The sequence below is a fragment of the Arenimonas sp. genome, from assembly GCF_035312645.1.
GTDB lineage: Bacteria > Pseudomonadota > Gammaproteobacteria > Xanthomonadales > Xanthomonadaceae > Arenimonas.
Genome location: NZ_DATGBO010000050.1, coordinates 15,719 through 32,155, shown reverse-complemented (window position 1 = coordinate 32,155; position 16,437 = coordinate 15,719). Strand labels below are relative to the sequence as shown.

General features: G+C 62.5%; 19 protein-coding genes, 1 tRNA gene and 1 pseudogene. 10 read left to right on the top strand and 11 right to left on the bottom strand.

The features are described 5' to 3' along the window. On the top strand, nucleotides 1-665 hold a 665-nt coding region (locus VKM35_RS04515), incomplete at its 5' end, for an MFS transporter (RefSeq protein ID WP_324318797.1). Nucleotides 666-693: 28 nt separating this feature from the next. Then, entirely contained in the window at nucleotides 694-1,536 is an 843-nt protein-coding gene (locus VKM35_RS04510) for a hypothetical protein (RefSeq protein WP_324318794.1), read from the top strand. A gap of 16 nt (nucleotides 1,537-1,552) precedes the next feature. Here VKM35_RS04510 and VKM35_RS04505 read toward each other — a convergent pair whose 3' ends face one another. The 9 genes from VKM35_RS04505 to rsmD form a co-directional block, all read right to left on the bottom strand. Further along, a complete protein-coding gene (locus VKM35_RS04505; protein ID WP_324318792.1) occupies nucleotides 1,553-1,957 on the bottom strand; it encodes an MAPEG family protein in 405 nt (134 codons plus the stop codon). Between the two features lie 18 nt (nucleotides 1,958-1,975). After that, nucleotides 1,976-2,437 (bottom strand): DUF4920 domain-containing protein, encoded by a 462-nt coding sequence (locus tag VKM35_RS04500; protein ID WP_324318790.1) that lies wholly within the window; start codon nucleotides 2,435-2,437, stop codon nucleotides 1,976-1,978. 10 nt (nucleotides 2,438-2,447) lie between these two features. Next, nucleotides 2,448-3,323, bottom strand: a complete 876-nt coding sequence (locus VKM35_RS04495; protein ID WP_324318788.1) for an MBL fold metallo-hydrolase — start codon at nucleotides 3,321-3,323, stop codon at nucleotides 2,448-2,450. A 16-nt stretch (nucleotides 3,324-3,339) separates the two neighbouring features. Continuing rightward, the gene (locus VKM35_RS04490) at nucleotides 3,340-3,957 is read right to left on the bottom strand and encodes a hypothetical protein (RefSeq protein ID WP_324318786.1); all 618 of its coding nucleotides are present in this window, start codon (nucleotides 3,955-3,957) and stop codon (nucleotides 3,340-3,342) included. Nucleotides 3,958-3,992: 35 nt separating this feature from the next. Then, nucleotides 3,993-5,708: a gamma-glutamyltransferase gene (ggt, locus tag VKM35_RS04485; protein ID WP_324318784.1), complete on the bottom strand. Its 1,716-nt coding sequence runs from the start codon at nucleotides 5,706-5,708 to the stop codon at nucleotides 3,993-3,995. Beyond that, nucleotides 5,705-5,959 (bottom strand): YfhL family 4Fe-4S dicluster ferredoxin, encoded by a 255-nt coding sequence (locus tag VKM35_RS04480; protein WP_324318782.1) that lies wholly within the window; start codon nucleotides 5,957-5,959, stop codon nucleotides 5,705-5,707. Before VKM35_RS04480 ends, ggt begins: the two co-directional genes overlap by 4 nt. Nucleotides 5,960-6,072: 113 nt before the next feature. After that, on the bottom strand, nucleotides 6,073-6,588 hold the full coding sequence (locus tag VKM35_RS04475; protein ID WP_324318780.1) for a hypothetical protein: 516 nt from the start codon (nucleotides 6,586-6,588) through the stop codon (nucleotides 6,073-6,075). 32 nt (nucleotides 6,589-6,620) lie between these two features. Next, nucleotides 6,621-7,118 carry a pantetheine-phosphate adenylyltransferase gene (gene coaD, locus VKM35_RS04470; RefSeq protein WP_324318778.1) on the bottom strand — a complete coding sequence of 166 codons (498 nt, stop codon included), beginning with the start codon at nucleotides 7,116-7,118 and terminating at the stop codon, nucleotides 6,621-6,623. A gap of 18 nt (nucleotides 7,119-7,136) precedes the next feature. Then, nucleotides 7,137-7,736, bottom strand: a complete 600-nt coding sequence (gene rsmD / locus VKM35_RS04465; protein ID WP_324318776.1) for a 16S rRNA (guanine(966)-N(2))-methyltransferase RsmD — start codon at nucleotides 7,734-7,736, stop codon at nucleotides 7,137-7,139. A 246-nt stretch (nucleotides 7,737-7,982) separates the two neighbouring features. Here rsmD and ftsY point away from each other — a divergent pair. The 6 genes and pseudogenes from ftsY to VKM35_RS04435 all read left to right on the top strand — a co-directional run. Continuing rightward, nucleotides 7,983-8,876 (top strand): annotated as a pseudogene (ftsY, locus tag VKM35_RS04460) (signal recognition particle-docking protein FtsY); the annotation flags it as partial. Then, complete coding sequence (locus VKM35_RS04455; RefSeq protein WP_324318774.1) at nucleotides 8,876-10,006, top strand: hypothetical protein; 1,131 nt, start codon at nucleotides 8,876-8,878, stop codon at nucleotides 10,004-10,006. The pseudogene ftsY and the gene VKM35_RS04455, both read left to right, overlap by 1 nt. Further along, a complete protein-coding gene (gene mutY, locus VKM35_RS04450; RefSeq protein WP_324318771.1) occupies nucleotides 10,006-11,067 on the top strand; it encodes an A/G-specific adenine glycosylase in 1,062 nt (353 codons plus the stop codon). The genes VKM35_RS04455 and mutY overlap by 1 nt, the downstream gene beginning before the upstream one ends. Before the next feature lie 25 nt (nucleotides 11,068-11,092). After that, a complete protein-coding gene (locus tag VKM35_RS04445; protein WP_324318769.1) occupies nucleotides 11,093-11,710 on the top strand; it encodes a class I SAM-dependent methyltransferase in 618 nt (205 codons plus the stop codon). Nucleotides 11,711-11,756: 46 nt separating this feature from the next. Next, nucleotides 11,757-12,029: an oxidative damage protection protein gene (locus VKM35_RS04440; protein WP_324318767.1), complete on the top strand. Its 273-nt coding sequence runs from the start codon at nucleotides 11,757-11,759 to the stop codon at nucleotides 12,027-12,029. A gap of 153 nt (nucleotides 12,030-12,182) precedes the next feature. Then, nucleotides 12,183-12,258: transfer RNA gene (locus VKM35_RS04435), tRNA-Phe, on the top strand. A 14-nt stretch (nucleotides 12,259-12,272) separates the two neighbouring features. Here VKM35_RS04435 and VKM35_RS04430 read toward each other — a convergent pair. Together VKM35_RS04430 and VKM35_RS04425 are read right to left on the bottom strand one after the other, a co-directional pair. After that, nucleotides 12,273-12,416 carry a hypothetical protein gene (locus VKM35_RS04430; protein WP_324318765.1) on the bottom strand — a complete coding sequence of 48 codons (144 nt, stop codon included), beginning with the start codon at nucleotides 12,414-12,416 and terminating at the stop codon, nucleotides 12,273-12,275. Nucleotides 12,417-12,565: 149 nt separating this feature from the next. Continuing rightward, a complete protein-coding gene (locus VKM35_RS04425) occupies nucleotides 12,566-13,093 on the bottom strand; it encodes a hypothetical protein (protein WP_324318763.1) in 528 nt (175 codons plus the stop codon). A gap of 902 nt (nucleotides 13,094-13,995) precedes the next feature. Between VKM35_RS04425 and VKM35_RS04420 the strand changes: the two genes are divergently transcribed. Together VKM35_RS04420 and VKM35_RS04415 are read left to right on the top strand one after the other, a co-directional pair. After that, a complete protein-coding gene (locus VKM35_RS04420) occupies nucleotides 13,996-14,463 on the top strand; it encodes an LEA type 2 family protein (RefSeq protein WP_324318761.1) in 468 nt (155 codons plus the stop codon). Between the two features lie 33 nt (nucleotides 14,464-14,496). Then, nucleotides 14,497-16,287, top strand: coding sequence for an acyl-CoA dehydrogenase C-terminal domain-containing protein (locus tag VKM35_RS04415; protein WP_324318759.1), 1,791 nt, complete (start codon nucleotides 14,497-14,499; stop codon nucleotides 16,285-16,287). Nucleotides 16,288-16,437: the final 150 nt, after the last annotated feature.

Below are 16,437 nucleotides of genomic sequence, written 5' to 3'. Positions count from 1 at the left end.
CGCTGCTGGTGCTGGTCGCCTTCGTGCGCGAGCCGGAAGGCATCGTGGCGGCAAAGGAAAAACGCACGCCATTGTTCGCCGGCTGGCGCCGTTTTCCGAAAAAATTCTGGTGGCTGATGGCGCTGGTGCTGATGTTCACGCTGATGCGCTTTTCCGAAGCGTTTCTGGTGCTGCGTGCTGCTGATGCCGGGTTGGCGACAGCGTGGTTGCCGATGACCCTGGTGGTGATGAGCGCGACCTACATGATCACTGCCTATCCGGTCGGCTGGCTGTCCGATCGCATGTCGCGACACGTGTTGCTGGCATTGGGCTGCGTGGTGATGGTCGCGGCGGATGCCTTTCTCGGGCTCGCGGACACGCTGGCCTCGACGATGATCGGCATCGGCCTGTGGGGCGTGCACATGGGGCTGACTGAAGGCCTGATTTCGGCGATGACCGCCGAATACGCACCCGCCGACCTGCGCGGCACCGCATTCGGCCTGATCAATCTCGCCCGCGGCATCATGGTGTTGCTGGCCAGCGTGCTCGCCGGCGCCTTGTGGACAGGCGTGGGCGCGCCGGCGACATTCGCCGCTGGCGCCGTCGCCGCGCTGATCACCGCCGTGCTCGCGCTCGCAATGCGCACGCACAAACCACGAATGCACGTCGCCGACGGCATGGCATAGACTCGCGAAAACATTTCGGTTTCCGACCATGTCCCTGCGCCGCAAGCTCGCCGAATTCGGCTTCGAATCCAACGACGACTACGACCACGCGATACGCAGCCTTTTCGGCCAGGGCCTGGAGCATCTGCGTGTGCTGCAGGTCGACGGCCTCGCCGGACGGCGCAAAACCGCGTTCGCGCAGGCATTGGCGCGTGCCCTCGAATATCCGCAGGTGCTGTATCACGACTTCAGCGCCGAGGAAGCGCCGGCCGCGGTGGTGGCGGTGACATTGGACGACGGCAGCCAGGGGCCGGGCGAACCGGCGTTGTCGGGATTCGAGCGGGTGATGACCGAGGCCTGCGCGTATTCGGAAGCGACGCGCACTGCGCTGATCCTGGATCAACTGCAGGCTGCGCATTTCTCCGACCAGGCACGGCTGTACCATTTCGTGATGAAGCGCGAGTGGAGCAACAGCGCCGGCAACGTGCAGGCAAACGGCAAGAACCTGCTGCTGGTGCTGATTTCCGAGCAGCCGCTGTACCACTCGCTGGCCAAATGCAGCTATCGCGTCTGGACCGACGCACAGCGCGCCTTTCTCGATTACCGCCCGCAGGAATTCGGTTTCGGCAGCGAGGCACAGGGCGTGTTCGAAGCGATCGCGAACGTCTGCGTGCTGTTGCAGGCCGCGCCTACGCCCAGCGAATTCGCCCACCTGCTTGCCGATCTCGTGCGGCATGCGCGCAGCGAGGAACAGATCCGGCAGAGTTTGTTCGGGCGCATCGAGAACATCGACCGCGCGCGTCTGTACTCGCCGGAGCTCTTGCCGCCGTTGCGCGCCTTGCTCGCCGAACTCGAACGCTACCTCGGCGCCGACGAAATCAGTTTGGAATAATCCGGCGCATCGCTGCTTACTGCGGCGGCACGACCAGGAACTGCTGCACGTAACCGCCGATCGCGAATAGCGCCATCGTCGCCATCAGCAGCCAGGTGAAGATGATGCCGAGCAAGCGGCCTTTCGATGTGCCACTGCTGTGGCTCACGCCCCAGGCATGGGCGACGCGGGAAAGAAACAGCGTCGCGCCGAAGCCGTGGATCAGCGGCATCGAGAATCCGTTGAGCTCCATGCCGCCCAGCAGCAGCAAGGCCAGCGGCATGTTCTCGACGGCATTGGCATGCGCGCGCACGCGTTTTAGCAGCTCCTTGTCGCCGCCATCGCCGAGGCCGATCTTGTGGCGCATGCGCCACATCGCCACGCGCACCGCGAGAAAAACCACCAGCAACACGCACAAACCCGCATAAAGCATCGTGATCATGATCAGTCCGTTCCGGATTCAGGGCTTGATGGAAATGGAAGTGGCGTCGATGCGGTATTCGGCATGCGCGGCGGCCATTGCCGTTTTCCCGGCGTGGCCTGCGTCCTCTGCCATATGCGCTGCCGCGGCCGGCGACAAGGTCTTGACGCTCAGCACGCCGTAAACGACGGCCGTGCCCTTGGCGTCCTTGGGAACGGTGAATGAATGATCTTTGGTCATCACCCGCGCGGCGACGCCATTTTTCTCGATCACCAGCCAGCAACCTTCCGCCTGGCAGACCTCGGTGATGCGGCCGGCGAAAAGATGCGGCTTGCCCGCGTATTTTTCCGCTTCGGCGACGGCCGCATCGATGGCGATGCCAGTCATTGCCTTGCCCGCAGGCATCGGCGCACCGAATTCGGCGGCGTTGACGCCGAAGGCCAGCACCAGACCGGTCGCCATCGCCGCGAGTGCGGTCATATTGCGTGGAAGTTCTTTCATCGTTCTTTCCTCAGGCCGCCAGCGGCAGCGCTTTCAGTTCATGGAGATCGTTGCGGGTGGAATAGCGGCCCTTGTCGTCGCGCGCCACGTCGGACATCGCGCAATCGACATCATGGGTGAAGAACAGGCGCACGCCGCGCGCGAGTTTGTCGTCGAGGAACTGCCGTTTCTCGTCGATCAGCATTTCCGGATAGCGGTCGTAACCCATCGTCACCGGCAGGTGCACCCAGGGCCGCCCCGGAATCAGGTCGGCACAGAACACCACGCCTCCCCTGCCCTGCTCACCAACGATCTCGGCGAGCATCAGGCCCGGCGTGTGGCCATCGCTGTAGTGGAAACGCACGCTGTCGCCGAGCGCGTTACAGCGATCGCCGCGAACGATCTCGAGGCGGCCGCTTTTTTCGAGCAGGGGCGCGAGTTCGGGAATGAAACTGGCGCGATCGCGCGGATGCGGATGTTGCGCGCGCTGCCAGCAGGCTTCGCTGACCACATAGGTCGCATTCGGAAACAGCAGCGACAGCGCCTCGCCCTCGCGCCAGGCCGACAACAATCCGCCGGCATGATCGAAATGCAGGTGCGAGAGCACGACCACATCGATGTCCTCGTGCCTGAATCCGGCCGCAGCGAGATTGGCCAGCAACACGTGTTCGGACTCGAGCACGCCGAAACGCTCACGCAGTTTCGGCTCAAAGAATGCGCCGATGCCGGTCTCGAACAGCACGCGCTTGCCGGCGAGTCCATCGGCAAGCAAGGCGCGACAGGCCAGCGGGATGCGGTTGTCGGCATCGGGGCGGATCCATTGCTGCCACATCGATTTCGGCACGTTTCCAAACATCGCGCCGCCGTCGAGGCTCTGCGCATTGCCAAGGATCGACCAGAGTTTCATCGCTGCGATCTCCCGTTCAATTCGCCGACGCCGGCGTTGTCGTCGACAGATAAAGCACGAAGGACGCGCCATCGGTGGCAGAAGATTTCACTTCGACCGGCAACTCCGGCGTCGCCGCAGCGATCGTTGCATGCCCTTCGACATCAGCGGCCTTGCCGGTGCCGAGCAGACCATCTTTCCAGCCACGTACGACCACTTGCGCGTCTCTTTTTCCGGCAGTCAGCTGGAAAATCCCCTGGGCATTGGCGCTTGCTTCGATCGCGACGAGGTTCTGTCCTGGCTTGTCGCTGAGCGTCAGCTTGGGCAGGGAAAACAGCGGGCGACCATCGACTTGGACTTCGAAAATCCAGTCGGTCGTGCCCATCGAACCATCGTTGACGACCTGGATGCGTTGCAGGCGAAGTTGCTGGAATTGCGCGAGCGCCACCGATGCCGGCGTCACTTTCGTCGCCGCGGCCACCAGCGTCGATGCGGAAGGCGCGATCGTCGCCGACAGGCCAACGGGCGTAGTCGACGGCTCATGATCGCCGCGCAGATTCACGTAGACCGCGGTCATCGCCGCGGTGAATGCGGCCGCGCCAGTCAGGATGCCGGGCAAATGCGCCAGCCACGGTTTCTTGTCTTCCTCTGCCAAGGCAGTGTCCTCGTTGCTTATGTCGTCGAAAGGCGTCAGTGCGCAGGCACGACTTCGCCCTTGCCTACTGGATTGCGCGGATCGCTGCCGGCGCGCAGTGCATTTGTGTGCAGGTCCCAATCCACCGCCTGCATGTTGCCCCAGGTGCTTTCGCCCTGGGTGATGTCGTGGCCCATCGCCTTGAGCGCGGCGATGGTCTGCGGCGACAGCGCGCCCGGCTCGAGGTAGATCGTGTCGGGCAGGTATTGATGATGGAAACGCGGCAAGGCGGTGATCTGCTGCGGATCAAGACCTTGCTCGATGCCGAGCATGCCGAGCAAGACCATCGTGATGATGCGGCTGCCGCCGGGCGTACCGAGCACCGCGACGCGATCCTTGCCGATCATGAAACTCGGCGACATCGAACTGAGCATGCGCTTGCCGGGCTTCACGGCATTGGCGTCGAAACCCATCACGCCAAAGGCATTGGGCGTGCCGGGTCGCAGCGCGAAATCATCCATCTCGTCGTTGAGCAGCACACCGGTACCATCGGCGACCATGCCCGAGCCGTAATACAGGTTGACGGTCTGGGTTGCGGAAACGAAATTTCCATCGCGGTCGATGATCGAGAAATGCGTGGTGTGGCCGCCTTCCAGCGGCGCCTTGTCGCCGGGCAGCATCGCGCTCGGCGTAGCCTTGTCGGGCAGGATGCCGGCGCGCAGGCCGGCGGCGTAATCGTCGCTGATCAATTGCGCGATCGGCATCTTCACGAAATCGGGATCGCCGAGGTAGATCGTGCGGTCGCGATAGGCGCGACGCATCGCCTCGGTGAGGATGTGGATGCGATGCGGCTCGTCGAGCTTTGCCAGGTCCCAGCCTTCGAGCATCTGCAGGATTTCCGCCAGCGCCACGCCACCCGAGGACGGCGGCGGCGCGGTGACGATGCGCCAGTCGCGATACTTGAAAGTGATCGGCGTGCGTTCCTTGATGCGGTAGCTGGCGAGATCGGCCGCTTTCCAGTCGCCGCCATACTTGTTCACGTCGGCGACGATCTTCGCGGCGGTCTCACCACGATAAAAGCCATCGAAGCCACGCGCGGCAAGCTGTTCCAGCGTGCGCGCAAGATCGGGCTGGCGCAGCGTCTCGCCGGTTTTCGGCGCGTCGCCGTCAGCGAGATAGACCTTGCGCGTGCCGTCGTAACGCTCCATCACTTCGCGGCGTTCAGCGTAGGCGTCAACCAGTCGCGGATAGATCGGGAAGCCGTTGCGCGCGATGCGGATCGCCGGTGCCAGCGACACCGACAGCGGCAGGCGTCCGTACTTCTGCGCGATATGCACCAAGCCCGCAGGCAGGCCGGGAATGCCGGCCGACATCGGGCCGTTCTCCGCCTTGTCGCGATCAAGCTCGCCTTTGGCATCGAGATATTTCGCCGGTGTCGCCGATGCCGGTGCGGTTTCGCGGGCATCGACCATGATGTCGCGGCCGGTCTTGCCGTCATGCAGAAGGTAGAAGGCGCCGCCGCCCAGGCCCGAACTCACCGGCTCGACCACCGACAGCACCGAAGAGACCGCAACAGCGGCGTCGAAAGCGTTGCCGCCTTTGGCGAGGATTTCGTGGCCGGCTTCGGTCGCCAGGCTGTGCGCGGAAGCGATCGCTGCGCCATTGGGATGCGGCGTTTTTACCGGTTCCTTCGCGAAAGCCGGCAGCGTGAAAAGACACAGTCCGAGGAGCAACCAGATGTTTCCCGCGCGACCCCGGACTTGCGAATTCATGCCGTCTCCTGTTGCAGCTTCAGCAGCTTTGCCAGCAATTGCGTTTCGTCTTCCACATGCGCCGGATCCTTGTCGATGCATTCGACCGGGCAGACCACCACGCATTGCGGCTCGTCGTAATGGCCCACGCACTCGGTGCAGCGGGCCGGATGGATCACGTAAATGGTTTCGCCCTGCGTGATCGCCTGATTCGGGCACGCCGGCTCGCAGACATCGCAGTTCACGCAGAGCTCGTTGATGCGCAGGGCCATGACTTGCTTGCAACCTCATTCACCGCCCGATCACAACGGGGAAGCCGGCGCGCTGCCGAAGCAACAACGCCGGATTCGCTACCGTCCCGCAAGGACGGCGGTAACTGCCTGGATTACTTCGCTTCGACGAAAACGTACTTCGCGCCGACTGACTCGGCGGCGGTCTGCACGCGGCTGCTGTCTTCCGGCTTGCCGATGAACAGCACGATCGAACCTTTGACCGCATCGGGCTTGGCGCCAGCGAAAGCGGCGACGATCAGGTCGGCCATCTTGGCGCTGTCGGGCGAACCGAACGCGAGCATGTTGCCGGAGGTGACGGTGCGCTCGATCGCCGGCTTGACGTTTTCGAGCTGACGGTCGTACTGGCTCTTGTGATCGGGATCGTTGGCGACCGGCTCGGAGCTGTTGGCCGGCAGGTAATACGGGAAGGTGCGATCGGTGACGCCTTCCTGGTGCTGGGAAACGACCTGACTCAGGTAGGTTTTCCACTGGATATCGTCACTGCCGGTCGGGGCATGCAATTCGGCGACAACCTTTTCCTTCTTCGGCGCCTGGGCTTCCTCGCCCGAGCAGGCGGACAGCACCAGGGTGAGCGACAACAGCGACAGCGCGAGCAGTGAACGGGACATGGCAGACCTCATGACAGTGACAGTGTGGAACTTCAGGATGTTTTCCAGCGCGCAGCGAGAGCCGCCGCAACCGCCGGGTGTACGAAACCGGAAACGTCGCCGCCGAGACGCGCGATTTCGCGCACCAGCGTCGAAGAAATGAAACTGTGCTGCTCGGCCGGCGTCAGGAACAGCGTCTCGACATCGGGGATGAGATGGCGATTCATGCTGGCGAGCTGGAATTCGTATTCGAAATCCGACACCGCGCGCAGCCCGCGCATCACCACGCCGGCGCCGACCTCGTGGACGAAATGCGCGAGCAGCGAATGGAAACCGGCGACCTCGACATTGGGCAGGTCGGCCAGAGCGATGCGGGCGAGTTCGCAGCGATCTGCCAGCGGCAGCGCCGGGCTCTTGCCGGGGCTTTCAGCAACGCCGACGATGATCTTCTCGAACAGCGTGGAGGCCCGGCTGACCAGATCCACGTGACCGTTGGTGATGGGATCGAAGGTGCCGGGATAAACGGCGATCCGGTTGCGCGACGCAGTCATGCCGGGAAGATCCTGCCCCTAGGAACTGGCGGCTAGTGTAGCAGCGGCCCGGCGGTTTTCCGTGGCGTACAGCGCATAGTGAACGTCGCGGGTGCGGCCCTCGCGCAGCAGCTGCCAGCCTGCCGGGGCGGCGAAATCAGCATGATTGGGGCGCTCGACATAGACTCGGGCGGAATCGGCCAGCCATGGCCGCAGGGCGCTCGCAGTCGCATCCCACAGTCCGGCAGCGAAAGGCGGATCGACGAAGACCAGATCGAAGCCCGCCTGATTGCTCGCAGGCTGCGCCAGCCAGACCAGCACATCGGCGCATTCGACCCGGACATTTGCGCACTTGAGTCGCGTCGCACTCGCCCGCAGGTTCTCGGCAAGCGCCGCGTCGCGCTCCACCAACAGTACTTCCGCCGCGCCGCGCGACGCCGCTTCGAAACCCAGCGCACCGGTGCCGGCGAACAGATCCAGTACGCGCGTCCCGGAAACGTGCTGCTGCAGCCAGTTGAACAAGGTCTCGCGCACACGGTCGCCGGTCGGGCGCAGGCCGGGGCGATCGGGCACGGGCAGCTTCGAGCCACGCAGGCTGCCGGCGATGATGCGGACCTGGCCGGGCGGGAGCTTGCTCATCGGGATGCCTTCGGGACGGGTGGTAACATCCGCGCATTGTCGTCAATTCCCCGGCCGATGTTCGAATTCCTCAAGAAAAAGCCTGTCTCGCCCGATCCCGCCAAGCCGGCCGCCACCACCGAGGCCGCGGCGAAGACCGGGTTCAGCCCCGACGACCTCGCCCGCGCCTTCAATGCCAGCCAGGAAGAAAAAGCTGCGCGCGCCGAGGCGGAAAAGGCCCTCGCTGCCGAGGCGATGAAGGAAACCCTGGGCAGCAGTCTGTTCGCACGCAGCCTCGGTGGATTGTTCTCGCGCAATCCGAAACTCGACGAAGACCTGCTCGATGACATCGAGACGGCACTGATCAGCGCCGATGTCGGCGTACCTGCGACTGCCGATCTTCTCGGCAAGCTGCGCAAGCGCATGAACGCACGCGAATTCGCCGATGCCAAGGCTCTGCTCACCGCGCTGCGCATCGAGTTGCTGGCGATGCTCGCACCGGTCAGCAAGCCGCTGCTGATCGACGGCAGGCACAAGCCGTTCACCATCCTCACTGTCGGCGTCAACGGCGTCGGCAAGACCACCACCATCGGCAAGCTCGCGCGCCGCTTCCAGGAAGACGGGCACAGCCTGATGCTTGCCGCCGGTGACACCTTCCGCGCCGCCGCGGTCGAGCAGCTGAAAATCTGGGGCGAGCGCAACAATGTCGTGGTGATCGCGCAGGGCCAGAACGCCGATGCCGCGTCGGTGGCGTTCGATGCGCTGCAGGCCGCAAAAGCGCGCGGCTTCGACATCCTGATCGCCGATACCGCCGGCCGCCTGCATACGCAGACCGGATTGATGGCCGAACTCGGCAAGATCCGCCGCGTGATCGCCAAGGTAGACGAGAGCGCACCGCAGGAAGTGCTGATGGTGATCGACGGCACCACCGGCCAGAACGCGCTCAATCAACTGCGTGCCTTCCATCAGGCGGTGACGGTGACCGGCCTGGTCGTGACCAAGCTCGACGGCACCGCGAAAGGCGGCGTGGTGTTCGCGCTCGCTCGGGAGTTCGCGATTCCGATCCGCTACATTGGTCTTGGCGAAAAAACCGAGGACCTGCGCATTTTCGATCCGAAAGCGTTCGTCGATGCGCTGCTGCCGGAAACTTTGGGCGGCTGATGGCGCTGCGCAGGCGGACACGCTGGCTGATTGTGCTGACGCTGGCGGCACTGGCGATCGGCGCGTGGTGGATCAATCGGCAACTAGAGCCACATCGACTGACGACCTTGGTACTCGCGAAAGCCGGCGATGCATTGCAACTCGACCTGCGTTATTCCGGCGAACCCGATTACGCGCTCAAACCGGAGCCGCGGCTGCTGATCCCGAACCTGGAAGTACGTGGCCGCAGCGACGGCGAGATTTTCCTGTCGGCGAAACGCGCGGAAATTTCCCTGCCCTGGGACACGATCACCGGTGGCGAACCGGTGATCACCCGCATTGAGCTCGACACGCCTGTGATCGACATTCCCGGCCTGCGTCGCTGGCTGGCGACGCGGCCGCCGACGCCATTCAAGTTGCCGACGCTCACACGCGGCGTACATCTGACTGATGGCAGCGTGCACGATGCAAACTATTCGCTGTCGAAACTCAGCCTCGACCTGCCGCGACTCAAGACCGGCGAAGCTGCCGAGGTGACGACGGCGGGCGTATTCACGCAGGGCAAGACCTCAGTTGATTTCAAGGCCTTCCTCACTGCGGCGACGCCAGGGCTTGCCTCCGATTTCACGCTCAGTGGCAGCGGCGCGCTGCTGCAGTCGGACAAACCGCTGCCGTTCAAACTGCATGCGGACGGGCATTATCTTTCCGACGACAATGCGTTTTCCATCGAGGCCAAATCGCTTGCGCTCGAAGCCACGTCGCCGCTGCCCAGCCTTGATGGCAAGGCCGGTTTCAAGCTTGGTGAGCGCATGGATTTCCGCCTCGACGGCGTGCTCGCGCATTGGCCCGAAGACTGGCCCGCGCTGCCACAACCGATCGCCACGCACGCTGACAAACTGCCGTTTGTGCTTTCCTATTCGGGCGCAAGCGACCTTGGCGATCCACTGCACTTGCAGCTCGCGCAGGACGCGACGCGGTTGCAGGCGAGCCTGCAACTGGCGCAGATGCAGGGCTGGCTCGCGAGCAGCGACGGCTCGCCGCTGCCGCCCTTGAACGCGACGATGCAGACGCCGAGCCTGGAGTTCGACGGCATCAAACTCGAAGGCGTGGAGCTGGAAATCCGCGACAGCAACGGCGCGCCGAAACCCTGATGAACGGCGACGCGACCAGCATGTTTTCCGCTCGCCTGCTCACCTGGTTCGACAGCAGCGGCCGTCACGACCTGCCTTGGCAGCATCCACGCTCGCCGTATCGCGTCTGGCTTTCGGAAATCATGCTGCAGCAGACGCAGGTGCAGACGGTGATCCCGTATTTCGAACGCTTCGTGCGCGCATTGCCGGATGTCGCGGCATTGGCGAATGCCGAACTCGACCACGTCGTCGCGTTGTGGGCAGGACTCGGCTACTACGCCCGGGCACGCAATCTGCACAAGGCCGCGCAACTTTGCATGCAGCGCCACGATGGTGAATTGCCGCAGAATTTCGAGGCCTTGTCCGCCCTGCCCGGCATCGGCCGCAGCACCGCCGGCGCGATCCTCGCGCAGGCGCACGGGCTGCGTTACGCGATCCTCGATGGCAATGTGAAGCGCACGCTCTGCCGCTACCACGGTGTCGATGGCTGGCCGGGCAGTTCAGCGGTCGAGAAAACGCTGTGGTCGCTGGCCGAAGAGCACTTGCCGACGCAGCGCCTCGCCGATTACAGCCAGGCGATCATGGATTTCGGTGCAACCCTTTGCACTCGTGGCGATCCATCCTGCGTGCTGTGCCCGCTGCAGGATTCGTGCGTGGCGTTGCGCGAAGGACGTGTCGAGACGCTGCCCGAATCCAAGCCGGGAAAACCACTGCCGGAGCGTCGTACGATGATGCTGGTGCTGGTCGATGCCGATCGGCGCGTACTGCTCGCGCGCCGCCCCGCCACCGGCGTGTGGTCGGGCATGTGGTCGCTGCCAGAAGTGGCCGATCACGACGAAGCCCGCGAGTTCGTCGGCAGGCATGCGCGCAGCGATTTCGAGGCAAACAAGCCGCTGCCGTTGATCGAACACACCTTCAGCCATTATCGCTTGCACATCGCGCCGCTGCTCTGGTCAGGCGCGACTGCTTCCGATCGCATCAGTGACGGCGATCTGTATCGTTGGCAGGAGTTGGCGACGCTGGCGGAAGTTGGCCTGCCGGCGCCAGTGAAGAAATTGCTCGCGGAAGTGCAAGCGGGGTAGCGCACTGCCGCCTCCTGGAAAACCCATGTCATCGAAAGCGCACTGGCAACAGGTCTACACCAGCAAGGCCGCGACGGAGGTCAGCTGGTTCCAGGCGCACGCGGAAAATCCGCTGCGCTTGATCAGGGAATCAGGCATCGCCAGGACGGACTCCATCATCGATATCGGCGGCGGCGCGTCGACCCTGGTGGACGATCTTCTGGTCGACGGCTATCGCAGGATCAGCGTCCTCGACCTGTCCGCCGCTGCATTGTTTGTCGCGCAGAATCGTCTCGGCGATCGCGCCGACGAGGTCAGCTGGATCGAAGCCGATATCACCCGGAGCGAATTGCCTGCGAACGGTTTTGACCTGTGGCACGACCGCGCCGCATTCCACTTTCTCATTGAAGACGAAGATCGCCGTCGCTATGTTTCCACGGTGCTGCACGCGGTCAAGCCCGGCGGGCATGTCATCATCGCGACATTCGCCGAGGATGGCCCATTGAAGTGCAGTGGCCTGCCGGTGAAGCGTTACGACGCTGCGCAACTGCAGGCGGAATTCGGCGAGGCATTCATGCTGATGCAGCATGGTCGCGAGTCGCATCGCACGCCGTTCGACACCATCCAACAATTCACCTGGTGCTACTTCCGCAAATCGACTTGAAGCCTGCTTCGCACACCCACACCCCCACCTGCCAACGGCGACACTCATGACCCGCATCGTCTTCTGCGAAAAACACCAGCAAGAAACCGAAGGTCTGGCCTTCGTGCCCTGGCCCGGCGCCTTGGGCAAGCGCGTGTTCGAACACATCGGCAAGCTCGCCTGGGGCGAATGGTTGGCGCACCAGACCATGCTGATCAACGAAAACCGACTATCGCCGCTGGATCCGAAGCACCGTGCCTATCTTGAAGGCGAGATGGAAAAATTCCTGTTCGGCGGCGGTGCCGAAGCACCGGCGGGCTATGTCCCGCCGGCATCATGACCTGCCCCGCTGCTGCATTCACCAGCCAATTTCCGAGACATTCCGAAGCCCGAAATGGCGACTAGGGCCGGCCTCAGGCTTGCCTAGTCCCCTCCCGGCCGCTATCATTCGCCGCTCGTCCTGCACCGCCAGGCCGAAGCAACAAACAAAAACGGCTAGGTAGCTCAGTTGGTAGAGCAGGGGATTGAAAATCCCCGTGTCGGGGGTTCGATTCCCTCCCTGGCCACCATATTCTTCAGTGACTTACAAAAGCCGCACCAGTTGCGGCTTTTGTTTGTGTGCCGAAAACGTGTCATTGATCCGGTTGGCCGCCCAGCGCAGATGATCCGCCGCGAGGTGGGCATATCGCAGAACCATGTCGTAGCTGGCCCAGCCGCCCAGCTCCATCAGTTCCTGAAACGGTATTCCGTTCAGTACATGCCACGACGCCTAGGTGTGTCGCAAGTAGCAGGAAGAACGGGGCCAAGGCACTTATCTCGATTTGCCTGCTTTCGTGGACAACGGCAAGTGTCCCTGATGCCGTTTCTCCGGGCTCATTAGATGCCGTCTCGGCTTTCAACAGGCACATCATTTGGAAATACCTCGTAAGTTATTTCCTTCGCTTTGTCATGAATACCGAATTCGTCGGTCACATACTCCTTGCCTTTGATATCTCTCATGACGTAACGAAACTTCGTACTTCCCTCTGCCTCAATAAAATTTGTTTCGTTCCAGGAAAAAAAGAGCTGCCCTTTCCCGCCCGGTTTGACCACCAGCCGGCCCGAAGGCTCCGTTCTTTCTTCAAGGCTCGCAACACCACTCTCCCAGTTACCTCCAGCTTGCGACTGAATCTCTTCCGTTCCCTCCCAATTCGTGTCCACATAGATTCTCCCGCCTTCCGAATTCCCTACAAATTCAATCTCATCTGATGTGCTGTTTGTCACCTCGAACGCGGCGTAGAACCTAACTCCTCCCGGGGAATATCTAAGGAAAAATCCTTTGAACTCCATATGGACACTTGGAGCATCGGCGAATGAGCCCGAGGTCAGCAAAAGAGAGACCAGCAAAACAAGAGTGCGCAGCATTGAGTTTTCCTCCATCGGCAAGCGTGCGCGGCTGGCGGCTCGACCCGATATCAATATCCCATTTCTTATGACTGGCGGTAAATCCGGCTCCAGTCCAGTGATGGAACTTGCGCGCGCACCGAATGGCGCTGCAAAAAACAGGGCCCCTTTCGGGGCCCAAAAGATGCGACCGCCAGACGCGAATCGCAGAAAAGGTGGGGTCGCGTCGCGCCGTCGTCGCGAACCGGGAACAGGGCCGGCTCGCACTTGCGCGGGCAACCCCGGGAAACAGCACGAGCACTGGCCGTATCCATGTCGCTGACGAGGTCCCGGTGGCGAAGCGCCGCGTTCGCTGCTGCTTCGCAATCCGGGGGTCATAAGTAGCATCCGGATCGACAGCGAGAAACATCGCGTGATCGTGCTCGATGGTTTTGCGTCGGCACGGCTGCGTAAAGTCGCTATCGCTTGCGGATCGACAGCCATTCCCGCACCTGATGCCGTATCCCACCGTTATCGATTCCTTACAGGTTGTGACCATAATCAATGGCAAGGTTAGTATCGATAACATTTGATCGATTTCTGGCCAAAACCCACCGCGTCGCGCGCAAGCCTGGCACCCGGGCACGCGAAGTTTCGCTGCCATCGATACGATCGCTGTCTCGTGCCTGCCCAAGCGGCGACGGCGACGGCAACAAGTCTTCTGTCGCGACCCGACGGTGATGTTCACCGCCGCCCTGATAGCGCATCGCCCTTGTCGCTTGTCTCGTCACGCGCGCCCCGGATCGCATTGACTGGCCGATGTTCGAGCAAGACATCGCCGCCATGGCGACCTCCACATTGGGATCGCGGGAACACCGCGCCGCTGCGACGTTCCAAAGAGGCCGCCTGCTATGCTCGCCGCGATGAATCAAGGGATATACCCAATGCGCCACGCCTCCAGACTGCTGCTCGCTTTGTTGTTCACCGCCCTCCTTGCCGGATGTTTCGGTGGCACCAAGAAAATGATCAATCCGCCGCGCGCGAGCCTGCAGGAACTGGTCGCCCAGGCCAACGGCCAATGGCGCTTGACGGTCCGCTTGCAGAATTTCAGCAACGTCCCGACCACCTTCGACAGCGTCCGCGCAAAACTGGTCGTTTCAGGCCAGGATGCCGGCGCGATCACGCTCACTCCGGCGCTGACGATCGGTCCCGAGTCCGCCGATATCGTCAGCACCACGATCAGCCCAGCCTTGCTGGCGAAAGCCACGCTCGCGTCGGCGCTCTCCGCCGGCCGACCGGTGCGCTACACCTTGTCGGGCCGGATCAATACCCATGATCCGAAACGCGACGACGAATTCAGCTACGAGAGCACGCTCAATCCCGCTCCCGGCCTCACCGGCGTCATGCGCTGACGCGCGGCGCATCGACATCCAAGGAAGCACGCAATGAACAACTACACCGCCCCGCTTCGCGACATCAAGTTCGCGCTCTTCGACGTGATCGGCGCCGAGAAAATCTATCAACGCCTTGGCATCGTCAACGCCGAACGCGATCTGATGGATGCGGTGCTGGAGGAAGCAGCGAAGTTCACGCAATCGGTGCTGGCGCCGCTCAACGCGGTCGGCGATGAGCATGGTTGCGTCTTCGACAAGGCCAACGGCACGGTGACCACACCGCCGGGATTCAAGCAGGCGTACGCGCAATTCGTCGAGGGCGGCTGGACCGGTCTGACCGCGCCAGAAGCGATGGGAGGCCAGGACCTGCCGGAAAGTTTCGGTGCCGCCGCCAAGGAAATGATCGATGCCGCCAATCTTTCCTGGGGCAACTATCCTCTGCTCTCGCACGGCGCCGTCGAAGCGCTGAAACATCATGGCGAAGACTGGCAGAAGGAGGTCTTCCTCAAGCCGATCATCGCCGGTCAATGGACCGGCACGATGTGCCTGACCGAGCCGCATTGCGGCTCTGATCTGGGTCTGCTGAAAACCCGCGTTGAAGCCAATGCTGACGGCAGCTATGCCGTCACCGGCACCAAGATTTTCATCACCGGCGGCGAACACGATTTCACCGACAACATCATTCACCTGGTACTCGCGCGTCTTCCCGATGCGCCGGCGGGCGTGAAAGGCATTTCGCTGTTCATCGTGCCGAAATTCAAGGTCACGCGCGAAGGCGTGGTCGGCGAGCGCAACACGGTGCGCTGCGGTTCAATCGAACACAAGATGGGCATCCACGGTTCGGCGACCTGCGTGATGAACTTCGACGGCGCGCAAGGCTATTTGATTGGTCAGCCGAACAAAGGCCTCAACGCGATGTTTACGATGATGAATACCGCGCGCCTCGCCGTCGGCCTGCAAGGCCTGGGCCTGATGGATCGCGCCTACCAGAATGCCCTCGCCTACGCGCGCGACCGCCTGCAGGGCCGCGCGATGAGCGGCGCGAAATTCCCGGACAAACCCGCCGACCCGCTGATCGTGCATCCGGATATCCGCCGCATGCTGCTGACCTGCAAATCGCTGGCGGAAGGCTCACGCATGCTGGCCCTGCATGCGACGACGCAGGTGGACGTGATCGAGCGCTCGACGGATGAAGCAGAGAAGAAAGCTGCCGACGAATTGCTGGGCTTCCTCACGCCGATCACCAAGGGCCTGCTCACCGAATGGGCGAACGAATGCACCTACCATTCGATGCAGGTTTTCGGTGGGCATGGTTACGTTGCCGAATGGGGTATGGAGCAGCTCGCGCGCGACGCCCGCATCACCACGATCTACGAAGGCACCACGCAGATCCAGGCGCTCGACCTGCTGGGCCGCAAGATCATGCAACTGCAGGGCGCGGGCATGCGCCAATTCCTGGGCATGATCCAGAAATTCTGCGAAGCCAATGCGACCAAGCCAGAGCTCACCGAATTCGTGCTGCCGCTCGCGGAAGTGACCAAACAATGGGGCGAGCTGACCATGGAAATCGGCAAGAAAGCGATGAGCAATGCCGATGAAGTAGGCGCGGCTTCGGTCGACTACCTTTTCTATTCCGGCTACGTCGCGCTGGCTTACTGGTGGGCCCGCGCCGTGGCGACCGCGGATGCCGGCGACTACCCTGCTGACTTCCGCACGATGAAGCGTGAAACCGCGCGCTTCTATTTCGCCCGCATCTTGCCGCGCATCCATTCGCATGCGGCAACCATGCGCAGCGGACCGACGTCGTTGCTGGCCCTGGATGCGGCGCTCTTTGATAGCTGAGGACCGGTTGCACCATCCTCCCGATGAAAAGAAAAAACCCGCCGGGAGGCGGGTTTTTTGAACTAGCTTGCTTTGACAGAGCAGTAGTATCGCCGCTCATGCGACTCAGAAAAAACCCGCCTTCCGGCGGGTTTTTTTGAACTAGCTTGC